This is a genomic window from Pedobacter nyackensis, from assembly GCF_032678475.1.
Lineage (GTDB): Bacteria > Bacteroidota > Bacteroidia > Sphingobacteriales > Sphingobacteriaceae > Pedobacter > Pedobacter nyackensis_A.
This window is the reverse complement of the sequence record NZ_JAVTSF010000007.1, coordinates 201,660-223,519: the sequence shown is the minus strand read 5'-3', so window position 1 is coordinate 223,519 and position 21,860 is coordinate 201,660. Positions and strand designations below refer to the sequence as shown.

General features: G+C 38.8%; 15 protein-coding genes. 2 read left to right on the top strand and 13 right to left on the bottom strand.

Going from position 1 to position 21,860, the window contains the following annotated elements; all coding sequences use genetic code 11:
• Positions 1–18 precede the first annotated feature (18 nt).
• The 10 genes from R2Q84_RS20825 to R2Q84_RS20780 form a co-directional block, all read right to left on the bottom strand.
• Positions 19–1,068 (bottom strand): PLP-dependent cysteine synthase family protein, encoded by a 1,050-nt coding sequence (locus R2Q84_RS20825; protein WP_316818530.1) that lies wholly within the window; start codon positions 1,066–1,068, stop codon positions 19–21.
• A gap of 234 nt (positions 1,069–1,302) precedes the next feature.
• Positions 1,303–2,007 carry a DUF1080 domain-containing protein gene (locus R2Q84_RS20820; protein ID WP_316818529.1) on the bottom strand — a complete coding sequence of 235 codons (705 nt, stop codon included), beginning with the start codon at positions 2,005–2,007 and terminating at the stop codon, positions 1,303–1,305.
• Positions 2,008–2,099: 92 nt separating this feature from the next.
• A complete protein-coding gene (locus R2Q84_RS20815; RefSeq protein ID WP_316818528.1) occupies positions 2,100–2,690 on the bottom strand; it encodes an RNA polymerase sigma-70 factor in 591 nt (196 codons plus the stop codon).
• 56 nt (positions 2,691–2,746) lie between these two features.
• Positions 2,747–3,925, bottom strand: coding sequence for a FecR family protein (locus R2Q84_RS20810; protein WP_316818527.1), 1,179 nt, complete (start codon positions 3,923–3,925; stop codon positions 2,747–2,749).
• A 103-nt stretch (positions 3,926–4,028) separates the two neighbouring features.
• On the bottom strand, positions 4,029–5,099 hold the full coding sequence (locus tag R2Q84_RS20805; RefSeq protein WP_316818526.1) for a DUF4998 domain-containing protein: 1,071 nt from the start codon (positions 5,097–5,099) through the stop codon (positions 4,029–4,031).
• An 8-nt stretch (positions 5,100–5,107) separates the two neighbouring features.
• Entirely contained in the window at positions 5,108–6,292 is a 1,185-nt protein-coding gene (locus R2Q84_RS20800; protein WP_316818525.1) for a DUF4959 domain-containing protein, read from the bottom strand.
• Positions 6,293–6,308: 16 nt separating this feature from the next.
• Positions 6,309–8,210 carry a RagB/SusD family nutrient uptake outer membrane protein gene (locus tag R2Q84_RS20795; RefSeq protein WP_316818524.1) on the bottom strand — a complete coding sequence of 634 codons (1,902 nt, stop codon included), beginning with the start codon at positions 8,208–8,210 and terminating at the stop codon, positions 6,309–6,311.
• A 2-nt stretch (positions 8,211–8,212) separates the two neighbouring features.
• Positions 8,213–11,539 carry a TonB-dependent receptor gene (locus R2Q84_RS20790; RefSeq protein WP_316818523.1) on the bottom strand — a complete coding sequence of 1,109 codons (3,327 nt, stop codon included), beginning with the start codon at positions 11,537–11,539 and terminating at the stop codon, positions 8,213–8,215.
• Between the two features lie 447 nt (positions 11,540–11,986).
• Complete coding sequence (locus R2Q84_RS20785) at positions 11,987–14,905, bottom strand: glycoside hydrolase domain-containing protein (RefSeq protein WP_316818522.1); 2,919 nt, start codon at positions 14,903–14,905, stop codon at positions 11,987–11,989.
• A 192-nt stretch (positions 14,906–15,097) separates the two neighbouring features.
• Positions 15,098–16,405 carry a Gfo/Idh/MocA family oxidoreductase gene (locus R2Q84_RS20780; RefSeq protein ID WP_316818521.1) on the bottom strand — a complete coding sequence of 436 codons (1,308 nt, stop codon included), beginning with the start codon at positions 16,403–16,405 and terminating at the stop codon, positions 15,098–15,100.
• A 213-nt stretch (positions 16,406–16,618) separates the two neighbouring features.
• Between R2Q84_RS20780 and R2Q84_RS20775 the strand changes: the two genes are divergently transcribed.
• Positions 16,619–16,798 (top strand): hypothetical protein, encoded by a 180-nt coding sequence (locus tag R2Q84_RS20775; RefSeq protein ID WP_316818520.1) that lies wholly within the window; start codon positions 16,619–16,621, stop codon positions 16,796–16,798.
• 64 nt (positions 16,799–16,862) lie between these two features.
• On the opposite strand, the gene R2Q84_RS20770 is transcribed toward R2Q84_RS20775, so the two are convergent.
• Together R2Q84_RS20770 and R2Q84_RS20765 are read right to left on the bottom strand one after the other, a co-directional pair.
• Entirely contained in the window at positions 16,863–18,083 is a 1,221-nt protein-coding gene (locus R2Q84_RS20770; protein ID WP_316818519.1) for an MFS transporter, read from the bottom strand.
• Between the two features lie 4 nt (positions 18,084–18,087).
• On the bottom strand, positions 18,088–18,753 hold the full coding sequence (locus R2Q84_RS20765) for a FadR/GntR family transcriptional regulator (RefSeq protein WP_316818518.1): 666 nt from the start codon (positions 18,751–18,753) through the stop codon (positions 18,088–18,090).
• A 604-nt stretch (positions 18,754–19,357) separates the two neighbouring features.
• Between R2Q84_RS20765 and R2Q84_RS20760 the strand changes: the two genes are divergently transcribed.
• Entirely contained in the window at positions 19,358–20,251 is an 894-nt protein-coding gene (locus tag R2Q84_RS20760) for an aldo/keto reductase family oxidoreductase (protein WP_316818517.1), read from the top strand.
• A gap of 61 nt (positions 20,252–20,312) precedes the next feature.
• Here the strand turns inward: R2Q84_RS20760 and R2Q84_RS20755 are convergent, their stop codons facing one another.
• A complete protein-coding gene (locus R2Q84_RS20755; RefSeq protein ID WP_316818516.1) occupies positions 20,313–21,818 on the bottom strand; it encodes a glycoside hydrolase family 32 protein in 1,506 nt (501 codons plus the stop codon).
• Positions 21,819–21,860 lie beyond the last annotated feature (42 nt).

Sequence of the window (21,860 nt, the reverse complement as noted above, 5' to 3'; positions counted from 1 at the left end):
TTACAGTTCTTTTTTAAATTATTTTAATCGGCAGATTGGTTGATATCCTGTAAATACAGTATCTGTAGATACAAAAGATTCCTTGATTGCTTCCTCTTTTACCAGGTCAGTACTCAGGTATTTCTTATTACTATCGCTTAATATCGTAACTATCACAGCATCATCCCCCATTTGTTCTCTTAGCTTGATCGCACCGATCACATTTGCACCAGATGAAATACCTACAGCCAGACCAAGCTCTTTAGCCAACTTCTGTGCCATAATGATCGCATCACCATCATTTGCCTGGATTACCTCATCCAATTCATCTAATTTTACAATTTCAGGAATAAACTCGTCAGAGATCCCCTGTATACGGTGACTACCTACTTTATATCCGGTGGTTAAAGTCGGACTTTCTGCCGGTTCAAGTGGGTGGATTTTAATTTCCGGGTTACGCGATTTCAATCCTTTTCCAACACCCATAACGGTACCACCAGTTCCAACACCTGCCACAAATGCATCAGGCTTTAAACCGCTTAATTTCAATTGTTCCCAGATTTCCATACCAGTGGTTTTCTCATGGGCTTCCTCGTTATATTGATTTTCAAACTGTCTTGGCAAAAATACACCACCGGCAGCTGCTAATTCTTCACATAGTTTGATACTACCCAAAAATCCACCTTCTTCTTTACTGATCAGGATTACTTCTGCCCCCATACTTCTGATGATATCAATACGCTCTTTACTTAACCAGTTTGGCATAATGATTTTTACCGGGTGCCCTAAAGCCCTGCCTATAGCAGCAAATGCAATACCTGTATTACCGCTTGTTGCTTCGATAATGGTATCACCAGGTTTAATTGCACATGATTTATAAGCTTCGTACATGATATTCAAAGCCATCCTATCCTTCACACTTCCTGTCAGGTTATAATGCTCGCACTTCACATAAACTTTCCCCGGCTTTCCTTTGTATACATACTGTAATTCCAGCATGGGCGTATTGCCAACAAGGTGCCATAGGTGTTCAAATTTATTGGTAAGGTCGGCAGTTAAACAAGCCTGCTCTTTGGTTTCAACTAACATTTTTTCTAATAAATAATTTTCGGTAAAATTCCATAACGCAAGTTATAATAACAACGCCTGGTCTTATTTCCGAAAATTTTTCAGAAAAAATACAATAAATAGCATTTTATTTCAGTCGGCTCATGCTTTTTACAAGGCCGACTGTCTTTTTTTCATTTCAGCCAATTAACAGGCAAAACAATTTTGAGCCGATAGATATGGGAGATACAAGTTTAACCAGGTATTGATCAATATTTAAAGCTCAGTCAGCTTAAAATTTCTGAAATGAATTTCAGCACCTTCAGATTCCAGGCATAAATAGCCTTTTTTTATTGTTGATTTACTGATACCATTCACAAATTTACCGTTCACAGATAACTTGATGGTACCGTCTACACAAACTACTTTATAACTATTCCATTCTCCTTTGCCTTTACACCGGTTCTCTACTGATTTACTTCGTTCACCTCTGGGATTATCAGGAACAGTGGTTACACCACCTACGCCAAAAAGTTCACCATGCACGTAAGCAATTGGCTGTTGTACGCCATCCTTTGCATTTATATTCACCCAGTCCAGTTCCAGCATCTGAACTTCTACTCCTCCCGGCAAACGATTATGTTCACCAGGTTTGGCGTCGCTCCATACAAATACACCTGAGTTTCCTCCTGCTTCCATATGTTTCCACTCCACCTCCAAAATAAAATTCTCGTATACTTTTTCAGAACGCATTACTCCTATTGGTTTTCCTGTACAAATCAACATCTCTTTTTCTCTTTTCCAGGTGTCTGGATCAGTATTTACATTGATCCAGTTAATCGCTTTTTCTTTTGTACGTCCTTTCTCATCAGAACTGATTTCTTTTCCAAACTGCAGCGTTACTTTTTGAGCTAATGATGTCAGAGTACCAATCGCGACCATAATAAGGCACATTCCAACCGTTTTCAATAATTTATTCATTTGTGTGTTTAGTTTTTGTTAACCCTAATATAGTATAAAGTAACACTTTACAAGTGTAAAATAAGGAACAAAAAATAGACGCCGCCTAAAATTCAGGTGCGCAAAGAGCACATATGGTATTCTGTAGAACTCCAGTTCTCTTTTATAATTCGAGTTGCTTTCACGATATGATTGTTAATGGTCGCATTCGAGATATTAAGAAGTTGTGCCACCTCGTTATAACTTTTACCTTCTAATTTGCACAAAATAAAAACTTGTCTACATTTCTCAGGCATAATTGCTAATATTTCACCCAATTGATTCTGCAGTTCATGATAAAAAATTGTTTCCTCAATATCATTTGCCGATTGTTCAGCAATAATTTCCAGCACTTTTTCTATTTTATTCTGATTTGAAGCAACTTTTCTGAAGTGATCATAAACTGTATTCTGAGTAATTGTAAATAAGTAAGACTTAAAATTCTTGAGACTGGCTAACTTATTCCTGTTTTGCCAGATTTTCAATAAAACATCCTGAACTATGTCCTGTGTAAACTCATGAGACTTGACGAGTTTAAATACAGATCCATAAATTATCGTTCTATATTGTAAATATAAGCTTTCAAAGGCCTTTGGATTTCCTTCCGACAACTCCTGAAGCAACCGTTCCTCTTTCGAAAAATCACATCCGACAATTTTATCCATAAATGCTCATACTTGAAATAATAATAAAATGAATATAAACCTATTAAAACCAATATTTAAAATGTGATCCGATTGTTATGGAGATTGATTTTGATATTGCCTGTTTTCTCTAAAAGTTTTAATGCTTCTTCCAGCGAATATTCATGAGGGATTGTTCCTTCATATCTAAATTCAGGTATCGTATTCCAATCTACCTCAACATCATACCATCGCGAAAAATCCTTCATAATTTCTTTAAGAGAAGTTCCTTCATAGACAAATTTATTAGATGTCCAGGCCAATACCTCTACTTCATTGTCAATTTTCTTTTGTGTGACATTATCATCATTCTTTTTAAGAACAACCTGTTCACCGGGTTTCAAAATATGTTCTGAGCCAGAAACTCCTTTCACTTTTTTCACAGATACCTTCCCATGAAATAAAGTGGTTTTAACTTCTTCGTCATCCGAGTAATTCCGCACATTAAATTTGGTGCCATACACCTGGATCAACTGGTCTGGTGTTTTTACAAACAGAGGAAGGTTCGGGTTAGAAACAATATCAAAATACCCCTCGCCCTTTAATTCAAGCCATCGTTTATCGCTTGAAAAATCTAATGTAAAACTTAACTCAGAGAGTGAATTTAAAGCAACAACACTTCCGTCTATTAATTTTAATCTGAGCTGCCTCCCTTTCGCAGCACGAATTGAATACATTTCCGGATCGACAGGCTTACTTTCGTTTGCAGTCCGCACAATCTTCAAAAAGTTTTCCTTTTCCTGAATAAGTGCCAGTCCATTTTTTTCAATGAGAACCCGCTCATTAACATATTTACTTTCCAATGAATCGATCTGTCCCGAAGGGAGTACCAATAATGAAACGTGTGAATTAGTTTTTGGATTACCAGGAATCCGGTTCATATAAGTATAAAAACCGAATGCCATAAATAATACAAAACAGGCTGCAACGATATACCTACCGAACCTGAAAATTGCAGATCGGGGCTTTGATTGAATATCTGCAGAAACTAGATTTGAGATGAATTCATCGGTCTGAATAAATGATTTACCCATTTCCTTTCGAAATTCATCGTCCATATCATAATGCTCCGGAAGATATTCGGAAATGCATTCCTTTAAATAAGACGCATTACTTTCGTCTTCAAAATATTTTAACAGCCTACGGGTTTCTTGTTCGTCACACGCATTGGCTAAATATTTCTGGAATAAATTTTCTATATCGGATTGTTTTGTCATAATCTATGAAATTGCCGTAGTTAAATATACAGCGCAAAATGAAAAATCGGTTAAATAAAAATTCTGTATCATCCGGATATGTACATCCGGATGATACAGTGATTTATAAAACCCTGAACTCTGCAATACACGTATGTGCAGCTGGCCCTTGAAGAGCCGTAATCTTTAGATACCGTCCAGAGACTGTACCTGAAACATTGACCTGTTGTTCTCCATCTTTATTTTGTAATGAATATTCTCCCAGGCTTACCCAATTTCCTCCTATATTTTTCGTTTCGACCCGAATTTTAGTCGGAAGTGTATTACTTCCATTCCTTCTCGTCACAAAAACTGAAGAAATTGCCTTATCAGTACCAAGATCCATAATGAACCAATGGGGATACGCAAAAGTTGCACCTACATATTGTGTGTGCCAAAAAGTACTGATATTATTGTCGAACATATGAGCAACTCTTCCGTTATTTACACCTTCCCCTGTTTTTTCTTCGGAAGAAAACCACTGTGAGGAAACAGTAGATAGATCTATATGTTCTGTAGTGCTAAATATGGTATCAATACTTTGAGATGTTGGCAGAATAAAAGTTGAATAATCCAGCGTTCCGGTCTGACCAATATCATTTAGCAGTGTATCTTTTGTTTTTTTATCTACATAAACAGTTTTGACCACATTCCTATAATTTGTGTACACCAGCTTGGTTCTGACTACATTTGATGCAGCCTCAGCAAAACTGAGCGAAAGTTCTCCCGGGGCAGTCGAAAGTGCTTTACTAATGACTCTCTGATTTAAAGATCTCTGCAACCTCGGGCCAGAAACATTGAGAAATCCGGATGCCTTTACCGATTGCTGCCCATCATCATCAATGGTAACAACGTCTATCTGATAGGTTTTTTCCTCCAGGTCCTCTACCCATTTTTCTACAAAAACAGAATCAGCATATTCAACCAATCCTTCAGCAATTTTCACTTTGTCAGCATATATTTCATATTTATTTACATGAATTGGATTATATAGTTTAAAGGTCACCAATGCCCTGTTATAACCTGATAAAATTTTCAAATGGCTTGGCTTTGCCCTGTAAACCCGCTCTTCTCCGTCGATATACTTCTTATAGTCGTCCTTCTTTGTACACCCTGTAACCAGAAGTACAAGCAAAAGATATAGATATGTTTTCATTGTTTTCTCTAATTAATAGGTGCACCAAAAAGTTCTAACTCACTGAAAGCACCGAGTGTAGTTTCCCAGCCCTTAATCACTTCGATACGTATATATTTCACATTCTGTGCTTCCAAAGGCACAATAAATTCATGGCCTCTGTTTTTTGCCATATCGAAGTCTTCATCCGACATCATTGTCCGCCCAATTCCAATGGGAAGGCCTGATTGTTTGATGATCTCACAAGTTTTAAGTAGTGTCCATGATCCATCCAAAGCGCCAGAAGGATTAGGATTTAGAGAGCCATATATATTAATAATCCTGGCGTTACCTCCAGCATAGTAGTGTCCGTAATTGTTAAATGACCAACTATACTGCCAGATTTTTATTCTACTTATTTTGGCCTCTGTCCCTAAACTAAAAGATACATTCCAGGGGATTACAGCTTCACCTAATGCATTATCTTCCTTTTTTCCATCCCAGTGCGCTGTGATGGAAGAACTTTGAACATTTTGCCTGAAGCTTGTGCCTAAATCTGCAAACTTAGTTGGATCTAACTTCGTTTCGAATATAGGCTTTAAAAGCTTGGTTATTCTTCCGGAGAGATTATTCCATTTATCACGGATAACTACGGTAAAATTGCGTTCAACAGACTCCTGACCACGGAGGACAAAACCACCCTCCTTTGCATCTGAATAATAAGTGTCGATTAATATTTCCTCATCTTTGTTATTCTTTCCATATATCAACAATGCGACAGGTGTTTTCAATTCGTTGGACCAGTTAAATTTTACTCCTCCAAAATCCGGCTGCATCACCAATGAGCTTTCGATCAGTTGTATTGGAGGGGTAAGCGGTGCGATAGTAGCCTGGGTTACCGCTGATTTATTCCCCGATTTATCCACTACATAAAGCTGAACGTTATATTCCTTTATTTCAGAAAAACCCTCTACAAGAAGTTCTTTCGAATTAAATGAGCTCTTCACATTTTTTGCAATTCCATCTGCCAGTTTATAATTTGCTTCTACAAACAAAATATCCTTGTCGTCCGGAAGTTCGTACCTGATTTTTGCTCCTCCAGGAATATTCTCAATATCAACTTTTTTTAGTTGTCCCGGGGCAACATCATCGGTTTTCAGTGAGGAAGAGATGTCGTCTTCTTTACAGGACACCAGTACCATGAGCAGGTACAATACAATATAAATTCTTTTCATCTTTTTGTTATTAGATTTACCATCCAGGTGCTTGAACAAGGTTTGTATTCACTGTAAGAATGTATTGACGTATAGGCCATAAGTAATCTCTCGGTGTGAAAGATGGATTAAAAATATTTTGAATATTGTAATAAGCCTCACTACTTTCACCATTCACATTCCACCCAGTAACAGACTGGTTTTCAAACTTCTCAGCCAGCAACCACCGCCTTAAATCCCAGAAACGTTTTCCTTCGAAAGACAATTCAATCATTCTTTCACGCTGTATAATTTCTCTCATACCATCTTTAGAATTGAACTTTGTCGGCTTTGAAGAATAAGTTCCCCAGCTTTCTACAACACCTTTTAATTTCGCCCTGGTCCTAACTTTATCTACAAATTCATAAACTGTAGCAGAAGGACCTTCAAACTCGTTTAAAGCTTCTGCATACATCAGGAACAGATCAGCCAGTCTATACACCGGAAAGGGATATCTTTTGGCCGTAAATGTTGAAGGTGCCCTCATACTCGTTTGCACATTAATAAGCTTCTTCGCAAAATACCCGGTAATATTTGATCGTTCACCTGTTCCGTTTTTATTAGCGGCCTGTCCTTTTAATCCCAAAAGAATCCAGGGATTCAGTCCTGATTGGTCATTCCCTTTCCCATTGCCATACCATACTCCCCTGTCGAAACCAACAGAGCCATAAAAGCGACCTTCCCTATCAAAATTGACCATTGCAGTCTGACCTTTTATTTTCCCATTTTCGGCTGGGACAGCTGTTCTCAAAGTATTAAGTGACTTACCCTGCCAGGTCTTGTCTTCATCAATCGGCACACCATTAGCTGAATAAAACTCATTCGCCACTTTCATATTTACAGCCAAAACCAGGTGCATATGTCCACCTCCTGTGATGCGCCCATCCAGATAAGGCATGGCATTACTCTGTATCCCTGTTGTGCTCGCATTAATATCTGTCCAAATCATTTCACTGTTCCATAATTCATCTGTAACCGTCCCCCTTACAGTGTATTCAAACCGCTCGTCATCGCTCAAATTTTCAACAGTATTGCTGTATTCGTAAAGTTTATTGCCCGCCAACTCCGCGTAATCGATCGCTGCCTTACAAGCATCAGCAGCGACTTTCCATTTTTCAGGATTCGCAGCGCTAAATAACTTCTGACCATCTTTGTTGCCCCAGTTTTGATAATAGGGATTGCCGTTAAACTGTGGACTTGCTGCAAGAATAAGTGCATCTGATTTAATCGTTAAAGCAGCCAGCTTGGTAATTTTACCTAAATCCTCCTGACGGTTTATTACTTTTGGCAACAGAGATTCACTGGATTCATCAATTAAGGATACAATATATGCGATACACTCATCAAAAGGTGCGCGTTTGTACCTTACTTCTTCCGGACTGGCAGAAATCGGAAGATTTTCTTTGATGATAGGAATTGGGCCATACATTTTAATGAGGTAAAGCATTGTATAGGCTTTTATCACTTTCACTTCAGCTTTCCATTGCGCTTTTGTTTTTTCATCAATATCCGGAACCTGGTCTACTTTTTCCAGGAAAGTATTGCATTTACGGATGGTCTGAAATGATCGTCCTTCATAATAATTCAGGAATGGATTATTGGCATTTTGCTCACCTCTTGCAATACGGAAGGGAGCGATCAGGTCTGTAGCTTCCGGATAGGTCAATATATTCCAGGTCCAGAATTCTTCCCCTCCCAAAAAAGCAGGATTAGCTGATGGACTGGCTACTATTGGTAATCCAGCGTAACAGGTAATTAAATAACGTTCTGTAGTCGTTTTGTCACTAAACGCATGATCCAAAGTAGCAACGTTGTCTGGTATCACATCCAGAAATTTTTTACATGACAAATTGAGTAAACAAATGGTCATGAGTGTTATGGAAAAAAGTCTTTTCATCATCTTTATTTAAAAGTCACTTGAACACCAATATTATAAACTCGTTGTATAGGATAACCTAAACCATTTCCTGCCATCTCCGGATCCCATAGCTTAAACTTACTGAGCGTAAGCAAATTGGAACCATTCAGATAGAAGCGAGCCCGGCTCATACGGATCTTTTCAAGAAGTTTAGGAGAGAAGGAATACCCCAGTTCTAAATTTTTCAACCTTAAAAAGTCGGCAGAACGCATAAACCAGGTACTGGTCTGATTGTTATTCTCAATTGGTGCAGCAGATAATCTTGGCCAAACAGCATAAATATCCTGATTGGTTTCAGACCAATGGCTGTTTTCGTAAGCCTTTAAAAATGCATTATTACTAATTGACCCACCATCACTATCTATAAAAGGAGCAGTTGAATTCACATCTATCCAGAATGATTGTCGGGCAGCCCCCTGGAAAAATGCAGAAGCATCGAAATTCTTATAGGTTGCGGATAAACCAAATCCATAGACAATCTCCGGAACAGTCGGATGACCGATAGGAACCTGGTCCCTGAAGTCAATTAAACCATCTTTGTTGATGTCTGCATACTTAATATCTCCCGGCATGTATTGCCCCAATTGTTTAGGTGAGTTATTGATGTCCTGATTGTCAATAAAAAGACGTTCAGCAATATATCCCCATGTCTGACTAATAGGTTGATTTACTTTAGACAACCAGGGGGCATCAGTGTAATTGGGCTCTTCGAAAGTCTTATATTTGCCAACTGCATAAGTAAAATTGGCACGTCCTGTAAGTACGAAATCAGAGTTGAAAGCATACTGATAGTCCATAGAGGCGTCAACTCCCTGACTGGACGCCTTACCAACATTTGCGCTAATGGCAGCTTCCAGGCCCATCTCAGGGGTAATAGAACTACGTGCCATCAGGATATTACTTCTATCCTCCTTAAATACATCTACCTGGAAATTTAGTCCATTTCGCAGTGACAGTTCCAATCCCAGGTTTTGTTTTAAAGATTTCTCCCATGTAATATCATCATTGGCATATCTCAAAATTGAGGTCAACTGTCTGAATTCTGGAAAATTGTAATCTAAACCGAAGCCTGGTCCTCCTCCTGATTTAAGATTGACGTTAGAAAGGTAAAAGAATCTTTCAGCTCCGCTTCCTATCGCATCATTTCCTATCAAACCGATGGTTGCTTTAAGCTTTAAGGTCTTAAGCCATGAAATATCTTTCATAAAAGATTCGTTGGAAACTATCCAGGCTGCACCTATAGAAGGAAAAAATCCGAACCTGTTTTTAGCTGCGAACCGCTCAGAACCGTTATAACCAAAATTGCCCTCCAGAAAATACCTGGAATCATAGTTATAGGTAAACTTACCTGACAATCCAAGATTTCGATACGGTAACGACTCAAGCAGCGTTGTTTTATTGGCATCCAGCGTTGATCTTAAGATATAAACCAGCATACCTGATACGTTATGTTTACCGAATCCCCTGTCATAATTCAAAGCAGATTCCAGATATAAGCTTGTAGAAATATTTTTGTTCCCGGGATTAAAACTCAGGAACTCCTCTCCCGTGTCGGGGTTAATATTTTTCAACTGGTATTTGTCGGTAACTTTGTCATAGTCTTCAACCATATAATAATAAGGCACATAAGACCTGGTTAACGCAAAAGCAGAATTACGGGTTGTATTTACAAGCAACCTTCCTTTCAAACCTTCCACAAGTCCACCTAACTTTTGGTAAAGCTCCAATTGGGCCATCAGCATGGTGTTGCTACTTTCCTGATACCCTTTTACCTGTTCTGCATATGGATTGAGGTAATTTCCATCCTTGGCATTACCAAACAAAGTGTGTTTAGTAAAAGCATTTGCTTCATCTTTAGGAAAAAATGCCGGAAAAAGAACAGGGTTTGCCCGCATAGCCATCTGATACATCGCCGATCCTCCATTTAAAGGACCATTGTAATCATCAAATGTTCCAAACATCTTCAATCCTAGCTCGGTTGTATTGGTTAGCGTTATATCAATATTTGAACGGATCTGTGTGGTATTGGCCCTGATATTGGAATTAAAATTATTACGCTTGTCTACATTCAGAATCCCATCGTCCTTATTGTAAGTAGCTGCCACATAGTACCTAGCCACCTTACCACCACCAGAGAGGTTAAAATTCATCCTTTGACTAGTTGTATAATCTTTAAATAACATATCATGCCAATTCACTGCCGGATAAACGTATGGATTTCCCCCAAAGACGACATTATCAATTTGAGACATGCTATAGGGTAATGGATCCAAAGGATTACGCATTTTCACAGCTTCATTATGACTTTTCATAAAAGTTATCGGATCAGCAACTTCAACATCTTTAATCGAAGAAGAAACAGAATTTTCTACTCTCACATTGATTATGGGGCTTCCTTCAACACCTTTTTTAGTGGTAATCAGAATCACACCATTCGCACCTCTTGCACCATATACTGCGGTTGAGGTGGCGTCTTTCATGATGGAGAAACTCGCAATATCGTCGGGCTGTAAAATAGCCAGGTCTCTGGACGACATTTCAATACCATCAACCAGAATCAAAGGAGACTTACTATAACCGAAAGAAGTTACCCCCCTTATAAAAAAGTCAGCGTTGTCCCGGCCCGGCTCACCACTTCTCTGATATGCAATAAGACCAGCTACCTGTCCGGCCAAACTCGTCGTCAGGTTACTCGTAGGCCTTCTTAAATCCGAAGGTTTGATAGATGAGATCGCGCCTATTACACTTTCCTTTTTCTGAGTACCATAAGCAACAACCATAACTTCGTCGAGCGCAGAAATGTCTTTGACCATTACGACCTCGGTAAACGGAGATTTCACATTAACTTCCTGTGTAACATACCCAACCATCCTCACTGTCAGGATAACTGCATCTTTTTCACTTTTCAGTTCAAATAATCCATCTTTATTAGTAGAAGAGCCATTTTTTGTTCCTTTTTCCAAAACAGAGGCACCGATCAGTGCTTCTCCCTCCTCACTAACTACCTTTCCTTTAATAATCTTCTGTGCAAGAACGTTTTCATCTTTAGGAAAAATAATAATAGTCCCTTTATCCAGATTAAAATCCAATCCATAACTTCTAAGGATGGATTCCATAGCGGTTTTCACACCGAGATCGCGAAACTGCACACTCATTAGTGGCAAACCTTCCAGGAGTTCGACATTATAAAACACGTCGTAACCACTCTGCTTTTTTATTTCTTTGAGAACTGTTTTTAATGAAACTTCTTTAAGGTTTAAACTGACTTTCTGTGAAAAAACCTTTCCGGAAACGGAAAAGCTAAATATCATAATAAAAACCACAGTTAACTTCATAATCAGGATCGAATGGTGATGTACTTTTATACTGTTATAAATACATCGGATAAGGCAATACAATAACTTGTATTGAATTTTTAAATTCATACTTTTGTTGGGTTAGGTTTGTAGTATTCGATTTCTTAATCCTAATATTGACCGGGGGTGTTGGCTCATGCCCGGTCATATTTTTTTCGTTTGTTAGCTTATATCCATGGGCGGTTCATTTAGTTTATAATTCAGAATCATTATCTAAAAACTGGATGTATTGGTGCCACATTAGCGCATAAGAATCCTAATTCCTATTATAATCTGTCAAAATTTCGGACAAATAAGCATGAGGAGTTCTGACTTTAATCACAAATTGGTTCACAGTTTTAAGTTTGGTTTACATAAAGACGTTTATAAACCAAATATCAACTACTCGAAAAGTATTTTTTTTTAATTAACCTCAAGAAGCCATCCTTTTGCCGGTTGAATTTGAATCTCATCAGTTAGCCCAAACACAATACCTTCCTGAAAACCATTGATTTTTCTGGCTATAAGGCTATCCGTTTTAGGCTTCCAGCCAATTTTATCCCAGTCTATCTTAAGTTTTATTTTCGCGGCATCTTTTGCCCAGCTGGCAACCGAAATCAGTAATTTATCCTGTTTAACGTATACAGTAGCTAAAACATCCGGATGATCAGTTGTAACTACTTTCTTCTCGTCCCAATACCCAATCATTTTTGCTTTATCGATCCCAAAATCATCCCAGATTTTCCAGATATCCCGGGGATCACAATTCACTCCTTCTGTAAACCATGGATACCTAACCGTCATACCGTAAACCATTCCACGCCAGGGATTGCCTCCACCATGAAGCATGTCCCCCATATGACCAAAGGGAATACCAGAAACTTCAACCAGCCAGTTTGCAGGCGACATTTTATCATACTGAAAACTCTCGCCAAACCACAGTTTATTTAAATAAGGAAAAAACTCCGTGTATTGTGTGGCCGGTCCTCTGGAAAAACCTGTATTAGAATGCAGATCTAAAATACAGCCAGGTTTTACCGCATCCATTACCCTTCTCATTCTTTTCAGCATATGCCTATCGTAAGATACATCGTCAAGGTAAAGGCCATCAATATCTGTTTGTTTAATTAACCAGCGTAACCCTTCAATATAATAATTATACCAGCGGCTATCACCACTTGTAAGTAGTGCAGCGTCCGACCGTTCATAGCCACTAACTGTGGTAAACCACTGTGCATTATAGCCGTCAACAAGATGTTCACGCAGCCACATATAGCCCCCGCCATTACCATCTGCGAGCACCTCAGTACCCAGACTCCTTAGCGCCCACAATTCAGACACCTGGTTAGTAAGTTCTCTGGTGGTATAATAAAGCTTAACTTTTAAGCCCTTTTCATGCCAGCTTTTCGCCACCGATTTAATCGTATCCATGGTAGTAAACGGATAATTTATATAAGGATTTATAGCATTTGCATGGTGAACATTAAAAATCTTTATACCTGTTTTGATATCCTGATCTTTTGGAAGCGGATCACTCCCGTTATGATAATAACGGTTTACAAATTGACTTTTTGTATCCAGATCTTTTACAGGGGTAATCAATAATGTAAATTCAAAATTAACAGTTACACCTGCTTTCAGTTGACGAGCACCACTATATATTCTATTCAATACAGAACTTCCATCTTTACCTATACTAAAACCGCCATTATTTTCATTAAACCATGAAGGTGGAGGCAAAGGCCGATAAAGATTGAGCAGTGGTCCACTGTAGCTTGCGCCTTTTAATTCGACGTGAATTCCAGCTTTTGTATTTCCTATCCAGAAAGAGTCCTGCGGTCCCTTCCATTTCCAGTTATATTCAGAAGGACAATTCATCCCGGGTAATCCCATCCCCATAAAATACTCCACTATCGACTCCCTGACAAGCAATTCCAGCCTGATATCTTTCACCAAAAGGTCTTTTTTAGGAACTACCGTAATTTTATAGTCCAAATGCCCATCTGATTCCATCGTACCTTCGCAGATCAACTTTAGCTTTTCATTTTCAGACTGTGTTATCCATTCTACAACTCCTGTCGCCTTTTTTTTAAAACTAGTTATAGCAGCATTTAATTTTTCCGGTCCTTCAGAAGTTTCTATTGTAAACAATAATGGTTTATCCAGCAACTCATTTTCATTTGCCTTTATGGACATTGGCAGCCCCCGATCATTTAGTTTTATTGCAGCGGTTTTTGCTTTAATGGTATGTCCCTTAACTTCCAATGGTGTAAAAGGCGCAATACTTTCATCACTGATACCTAATGATGAGTTAAGCCAGCGTAAGCGCGAATGACGCCATAAGTCATAATCCCCCCGCTCTGCAATCACCTTACCTGATACCGTTAGTCTAACCGGAACTGTCTGCTTTGCTATCCCTTCTCCTGAAACAATGACATCAAAACTGTATTTTCCCGGTTTCGTATTTTGAGGGATATCAACTCCAAACCATAGCGACTGAACTTCGCCCTTTGCAACATTTATTTTTTTTGTAAAGTATTTACCGCGTGAATCATTCCCTTCTATATTAAAACAAGTGATTTTAAAAGGCATCTTCGAATAAGCTATTTTTAGATTTTTAACATCCTGCTTTAGCGCAAAGGCCCCGATTTGAAATGTGTAATACTCATTTCGCTCCGCATTACCCAGGAACAAAGCTGAAGGCACTTTGTCAATCCATTTGGAAGGAATATCCCGACGCATACGGATCGGATTTTTTCTATCCTCAGGGAATAAAAGCAAAGCGTGTGGATATTTCCTTCCGAGCATAGCTATTTCGCTTGCTGTAGCAATCACCTCCATAGGATAAAAACTATCAAAACCCGTACGGCTTTCTATACACTTTACCTTAGTTACAGAAAGCTGTTTACGATTTACAACCCAATTCTTTTCAGGCGCTTTTTCGGGTTTTAAATAGTCTCCGCTAAAAGAACCGTTTCCTTTCTCTCCTTTCCAGGGCAAATAATAAATATAGTAGGTACCCGCACCACTATTAGGTTGGAATATAAGTTCACCTTCTTCCCTATTTATATCCACACGTAAAATATTTCTGACTTCTTTTCCTTTAACATCAGTAATAATCAGACGTTTCTGACTAGCATCCAGATCCCTTCTCCGCCACAAAATCTTAACCCGAACAGCATCGCTCGCATTTTCAACATCAACAACTGCGCGCTGACTACCCAGGGTTTCAGTCCAGGGATGCTTAGCCACGGTATATGGAATAGACCGTTGTTGTGCCGATACTTTAAAAAAGCCGACAAGCAATATCATTGTAAATAATCGGGTTACTAATTCATTCATAGCTTTAAGTTTGGTTTACATAGAGACGTTTACAAAACAAATATCAACTACTCGAAAAGCATTTTTAACGGCATTCATATAAATGGTCAGCTTCTACATTATCATTTTTTTTAACGGGAAAAGCCTTTTCATCAGATCAAATTGACCCAATGAAAAGGCTTTTCCATAGATAACGGAATTAACTTTTTCCGATTAAATTATTTTAGTTGATCCTGGCAAAGCAACCGGTGGATTTTCCCATTTAAGGTCCCAGTTATACTCGTCAATTTTTGGACCTAATACCACATTTGAATTCAAAGCCTGCTCGAAACTAACGGTTTGACCAGTATAAGCAGCCATGCGCGACCAGATAGCCAGCAAAGTACTGTGCGCCATCCATTCACCATTGTTTATCGGATTTCCATTGCGGATAGAAGCAAACAGTTCATCATGTTGTACCTGGTACATGTTTTTCTTACCACCTTCGTACTTCCAGTTCGTTTTACCCGAAATCTCATACCGCGTACCCACATTTACAAAAGCATTTCCATCAGTCCCCAATACATCAACAGTATTGCGATGTGAAGTCCCCTCTTGTTGTCTGCAGAAATGATAGCCTTTAGCTCCGTTCTCGTATTCAAACTCAATTGCAAAATGGTCATAAATATTACCATAGATTTCATCTACACGAACCTGTCGACCGCCAGTACCCGTAGCTCTTAATGGCATTTTATCGCCCATCACCCATGACATCATATCCAGACTATGCACGGCCTGTTCCACGATAAAATCTCCTGAAAGCCAGTTGTGATAGTGCCAGTTACGCATTTTATAAGTTAGGTCATTCCAACCTGGCTGACGAGGGTTTGACCAGTTTCCTGAGCCATTTCTGAAGGTAGTAACCGTTCTGATATCACCTACATCACCATTTAAAACACGGGTAAATACACCCCTGCTTGGTAAGTCATACCTAAAGCAAAATCCTGAAACCAATGCAAGGTTCTTTTCTCTCGCTTTTTTAGCAGCATCTAATACCTTTCGGATTCCAGGTGCATCGACCGCTACTGGTTTTTCACAAAAAACATGTTTACCAGCATTAATTGCAGCAGTTAGTTGATCTGGTCTGAAAGCCGGCGGAGTTGTTAACAAAACAACATCTACCCCCGAATCTATTACTTTTTGATAAGCATCGAAGCCTATGAATTTTTTCTTTTTATCTACCTTAACCCTTTTCGGATCCATAGTAGTAAGTGCATTGAACGCTGTTTCAAGTCTGTCTTCAAAAATATCTCCAAGAGCTGTGATAACTACATCCGGATCTGCCTGAAGTGCCTGCGCAGCTGCACCGGTACCGCGACCACCGCAACCGATCAAACCAACTTTAATGGTCGACTTTGCAGAAGTAGAGAATAAAGGAGTAGCAAAACCTGTTTGATAAGCCAGTGTACTGCCCAACATTACTATACCCGACTTCTTTAAAAAGGATCTTCGATCTGTTGAATTTAAATCTTCCGTTTTCATTGTATTTTTAAGCTTTAAATGTGTGTGATCTAAAAATAGAAAAATAATTTCTTCTTGTCTGCATTCTTGTTATTTTTTTTTAACAAGTAACAGCTTGTTTACTAGACAGACATGCTGTTCAGGCCTTGTCTGGCAGGAACTAAAACAAAGGCATTGTCATTGCCAGAAAAACTAATTAAATTGCAAACACAATAGAAAAGGAGGATAAGTGCTATGTACAACACCAGTTTAAAAAACAAATCGGCCGATGAAAAGACGCTCAATTTTTTCACTGAAAAAAACAAGCTGGAAGAGCTGTTAAAATTAGCCCGTGAAATGAAAGAAAAAGGATCTACCACTGAAGAAATTGTGGCAGCCACAAAACTTTCCGCTGAGAAAATCGAAGAACTTTAAACAAAAAGCGCCCCATTAAATGAGGCGCTATAAATATTACAATTCAAAAGGATATTAAATTTAACTAGCTTTTCTTCTTGCCTTCAATATTAGGTAAGAAACCTGTAATGATTCCAATCAAAGGAAGAAATGCACAAATGTGGAACACATAATCAATACTTGTACTATCAGCTAGTTTGCCCAATAAGGCAGAACCTATCCCTCCCATACCGAAGGCAAATCCAAAAAATAACCCGGCAACTAACCCAACTTTACCGGGAATCAATTCCTGAGCATAAACCAGAATAGCAGAAAAGGCAGAAGCAAGGATCATTCCTATTGGAACGATCAATACACCAGTCCAAAATAAATTGGCATAAGGCAATAGCAATGCAAAAGGAGCTGTTCCTAAAATCGAAAACCAGATTACATACTTGCGACCAAATCTATCTCCTACAGGACCACCAATCAATGTTCCCGCAGCAACAGAGAAAAGGAAAATAAACAGATAGATCTGCGAAGTCTGTACCGATACATTGAACTTATCTATTAAATAGAAAGTAAAATAACTGGTTAAACTAGCCATGTAAAAATACTTCGAGAAGATCAGCACCAGCAAAATAACAATTGCACCAATCACTTTATTCCTTGAAAAATTATTGGACACCACAGCCAACTTACTACCGTGTTTCGCTTTTAAATTAACCATATAACCTTTGTACCAATTGCCAACCCAGCTTAAGATTACAATAGCCAATAATGCAATGATTGAAAACCAGATAACGCTAAATTGTCCGTAGGGCACAATAATCCAGGCAGCTAACAAAGGTCCAATAGAACTACCGGCATTCCCTCCCAACTGAAAAATGGATTGCGCCAATCCGCGTCTGCCTCCCGATGCGGCATGCGCCATACGCGAAGCTTCGGGATGAAATATTGATGAACCTGTACCGATAAGCGCTACCGACAACAGCATAAAATAAAAGCCTGACGAGATAGATAAAGTAATTAAACCAATTAATGTAAAGCCCATACCAATAGCCAGCGAATAAGGTTGTGGCTTTTTATCCGTATAAGAACCAACAAACGGCTGGAACAAGGAGGCTGCCATTTGAAAAGTAAGCGTAATTAAACCTATTTGTGAGAAATTAAGGTTATAAGTGTCTTTTACCACTGGGTAAATAGCCGGAACAAGAGATTGTATGGTATCATTCAGTAAATGGGAAAAGCTAATGGCAAAAAGTATTGGAAATACAGTTTGCTGGGCAACCTGTTTAGCGTCAATGATGGTAGTTGTTTCTTTCATATTGTTATTGTGATACGTGTCCTGTTATTTTTGCGGCAACAGTCCATGCTTTTTTTGCATCGCCGGCAATGATGCTTTTTAGCAATTGCTCATGGAGCATATAGGTTTCTTCAAATACCCGGGTGTCCGGGTAAATATGAAGAAACCAGTTTTTCAAATGGATAGATGTAGATTTATAAAGGTCGGCCAGAATTTCATTTTTAGAAGCTTCAGCAATTGCAACGTGAAACTTCACATCGGCCTCTATACATGCTTCAATTAAGCCTGCACTGGCAGCTGTTTTTCGGTCCGACAAATGTGCCCTGATCGCAATAATATCTGAATCGGTGCGGTTAAGGGCTGCTTTCTCCGCAATTTTCATTTCTAGTAGCTGTCTTACCTCATCCAGGTCCTGAACATTAGCGCGTTTCAACCGTTGTTCCATCGGCTCCTTACTTCCAATAGGCAATTCAACAAAAGTGCCTATCCCCTGCTGCACCCGCAGCAAGCCAGAATTGGACAGAATTTTAATGGCCTCCCTAATAGTAGAACGACCAACCCCAAAACTTTTCATCAACTCGGGCTCAATCGGTAACTTTTCGTTGATCTTATATTTCCCTAATGAAATCTGCTCCTGCAATCTGGCAGCAACTTCATCAGCAAGAGATTTCTTTTTGACTATAATACTCATACGTAATTCATCATATCATCAGATGAATTACAAAGATATACAAATCACCGTTACTGACAAGAAGTAAGTGCAATTAGCTACAAATTGTAAACATACAGTGTTGCACTGAAATAGGGTTGATTGTAGATTGGTTAAGGTTTTCTTCGGAAAACGGGTACCTTTTTCCGAAGAAAGGTGCTCGAAATGTGCACCAAACCTTTATGTAAGGCCGAAGTGTATAGTCCTGAAAGCTTTCAACCTACGCATGTAAGTTGTAAAGCGAAACGCCTGAGCTATGTGATTAATTTAAGAAATCAGTCTTCAGATTTTATTTTAATTTTTTGCTGCCCGGCGACAAGTATAAAATACCAAAGCCGGGCATGCAAAAATCAACACACACAACAGTGAAGATCTTTATAATTACAAAACAAATCATAGAGGTTATTGCTTTGCGCTATTTTGATGTATTTCAATGATACTTTCGTATTGCAATTATACGCAATAAAATGCATCCATGAACCTGAAATACACGCTAAAATTGTTTTTTTATTAAAATAATAGGCTGCCTGCTTTTGATATATTAGCTAAAAAACCGACATTGAGCCAAGTTAGAATAGATAAGCATATGCAAAAGATATATATGGGGGATGCAGGTCCCAAAGTTTCTCCTGCGGTATACGGTTTTTATAGGTGGGATGATGTAAAAGACGCTGCTGATGTTTTGAAAAAAACGGTGCAACTGTGTCTTGAACTAGGTATTAATACTTTTGAACATGGCGATAGTTATGGCAATTATAAATGCGAAGAACTATTTGGTGATTTACTTAAACAGGGTGAAATAAAACGCCAGGATGTAATCCTTTTTAGTAAATGTGGATTGAGAATGCCTCATTCCCTTAATCCTGACATCCGGGTTAAACACTATGACACTTCCGCAGCACACATTACAAAAAGTGTAGAGTCGTCATTAAAGAAACTAGGCACAGATTATTTAGACATTTTTTTACTGGATAAACTGGATCCGATTTCAAATCTTGAAGAAACTGCTTTGACCTTGGAAAAGTTAAAAGATTCCGGAAAAATTAAAAGTATCGGCGTAGCCAATTTCTCTGTGTTTCAACACCAGCTTCTGGCTTCTTACTTAACCAAACCAATAGTGACGAACCACATTGAGTTGAACTTATTAAGCACACAGGCATTGGACAATGGCCAGATTGACTATATCAAACAACGTTACATGCGCCCATTGGCCTACGCTCCGCTTGCCGAAGGTAGAATTGCTGCAGGTACTGATAAACAGGCATTAAAAGTTCGCGAGAAACTAGAAGAACTGAGCGTAAAGTATAATGCTAATATTGAATCACTTGCAGTAGCGTGGTTGGTTAAATTAGGCGCATTACCATTGATCGGTACCACAAATGAACAAAGAATCAGGAATGCAGCCAATGCCTTTAAGATAGAATTAGATCATCAGGACTGGTACGAATTATATAATGTATCGGTTGAAAACCAACTTTAAACAAAAAACGGGCTGTAATACAGCCCGTTTTTTGTTAGTTCTCTGTTTAATATGATATCGCTCAATTTTTAATTCCCGAGTACTTTAACTTTTGAATGGTAACAGGCTTGTTTGTTTTAATATATAACTGATTAAAAGGTTCACTGTTAAAAAACGTATTGGTCATTACAGTTAAACCTTCGTCAGCAAACAATTCCGCAGAGCTTGCATCTAATAATAATTTTAAGGAAACCGGACTACCCTTGGCAATCCTTGGAGCAATAATATTTTTAGCAAAGTTATTTGGAATACTTACCAATCCTGATTTTGAACGATCCATGTAGAAATTGTTATTGGCCTTATCATAACCAATAATCAACATTTCTCCCTTCCTGTTTCCGAGCTGCAAAGAAAAGCTTTCATCCACGACTGTCGCTAATTCAAGCTGAAACTTCCCATTAAAAGCTGCGATTTTAGCGGAGAGATCATAATCACCTTTTACTTGAATATTTTTGATCACATTCGTTTTACCAGTCATTCCGTTTAATTCCTTAACAGGTAAAGAAGTTAGATAAAATTCGTTGCCAACCTGCTTAAGGTTCAAATCACGGGCAATGGTTGCGGCACCTCTCCAACCCTGCTCCGGGATTACATTTGCATAAGTCCAGTTATTCATCCATCCGATAAATATTTTCCGCTCACCGGTGTTAGACCAGGTAATACCTGCATAGTTATCTGTGCCATAGTCTATCCAACGCACATCTTTATGATCAGGCGTAAATGTGTTCCCATCAAACTGTCCGACGAAATACTGCGTTCCGGAACCTCCATTTGGTGCGCCCGAACTAAGACTAGACAATAACACCCATTTCTGTCCACCGTTAACAGGAAGACTAAACAAATCCGGGCACTCCCAGGTCCCTTCAGGCGAACCAAAACCTACGCCAAACTCGCCCACCTTATTCCAGGACTTTAAGTCTTTCGATGCATAAAATGTAGCCGATCCACCGGTTGCTAAAGTCATGATCCATTGTTTATCTGCCTCATACCACATCACTTTAGGATCTCTGAAAGCCTGAAGCCCAGGGCTTCGCAATACCGGATTACCTGAATACTTAGTCCAGGTTTTTCCTTCATCCATACTATAGGCTAAACTCTGATGCTGCGCAGGGAGACCGGACTTAGATTCTTCAACTTTATGATCATGATGTGTAAATACTGCTACCAGGGCATTTTTACCAAAGCCAGCAGTATTATTTTTATCGATCACTGCACTACCTGAAAAAATAGTACCCAGGCTATCTGGATAAAGTGCAATTTTCTGTTCCTGCCAGTTCACCAGATCGGTACTTATAGCATGGCCCCAATGCATTGGACCCCATGTAGTCGCATTCGGGTTATGTTGAAAAAAAAGGTGATATTTACCATTTAAAAAGATCATTCCGTTGGGATCATTCATCCAGCCTTTTTTAGGTGAAAAATGAAATTGCGGACGATAGGATTCGGCACCTTGAACCTGGGCCTGTATTTTATTTATGAAACAGGCCACTAGGATAAATGCAACAAATATTAGCTTAACTTTCTTCATACATTTTGACTTTTGAGAATTCCTTAAAAAATAGATTAATAG

Coding starts and splice junctions, on each gene's coding strand:
- R2Q84_RS20825 (WP_316818530.1), bottom strand. CDS start 1,068: ATGTTAGTTGAAACCAAAGAGCAGGCTTGTTTAACTGCCGACCTTACC.
- R2Q84_RS20820 (WP_316818529.1), bottom strand. CDS start 2,007: ATGAATAAATTATTGAAAACGGTTGGAATGTGCCTTATTATGGTCGCG.
- R2Q84_RS20815 (WP_316818528.1), bottom strand. CDS start 2,690: ATGGATAAAATTGTCGGATGTGATTTTTCGAAAGAGGAACGGTTGCTT.
- R2Q84_RS20810 (WP_316818527.1), bottom strand. CDS start 3,925: ATGACAAAACAATCCGATATAGAAAATTTATTCCAGAAATATTTAGCC.
- R2Q84_RS20805 (WP_316818526.1), bottom strand. CDS start 5,099: ATGAAAACATATCTATATCTTTTGCTTGTACTTCTGGTTACAGGGTGT.
- R2Q84_RS20800 (WP_316818525.1), bottom strand. CDS start 6,292: ATGAAAAGAATTTATATTGTATTGTACCTGCTCATGGTACTGGTGTCC.
- R2Q84_RS20795 (WP_316818524.1), bottom strand. CDS start 8,210: ATGATGAAAAGACTTTTTTCCATAACACTCATGACCATTTGTTTACTC.
- R2Q84_RS20790 (WP_316818523.1), bottom strand. CDS start 11,539: ATGATATTTAGCTTTTCCGTTTCCGGAAAGGTTTTTTCACAGAAAGTC.
- R2Q84_RS20785 (WP_316818522.1), bottom strand. CDS start 14,905: ATGAATGAATTAGTAACCCGATTATTTACAATGATATTGCTTGTCGGC.
- R2Q84_RS20780 (WP_316818521.1), bottom strand. CDS start 16,405: ATGAAAACGGAAGATTTAAATTCAACAGATCGAAGATCCTTTTTAAAG.
- R2Q84_RS20775 (WP_316818520.1), top strand. CDS start 16,619: ATGTACAACACCAGTTTAAAAAACAAATCGGCCGATGAAAAGACGCTC.
- R2Q84_RS20770 (WP_316818519.1), bottom strand. CDS start 18,083: ATGAAAGAAACAACTACCATCATTGACGCTAAACAGGTTGCCCAGCAA.
- R2Q84_RS20765 (WP_316818518.1), bottom strand. CDS start 18,753: ATGAGTATTATAGTCAAAAAGAAATCTCTTGCTGATGAAGTTGCTGCC.
- R2Q84_RS20760 (WP_316818517.1), top strand. CDS start 19,358: ATGCAAAAGATATATATGGGGGATGCAGGTCCCAAAGTTTCTCCTGCG.
- R2Q84_RS20755 (WP_316818516.1), bottom strand. CDS start 21,818: ATGAAGAAAGTTAAGCTAATATTTGTTGCATTTATCCTAGTGGCCTGT.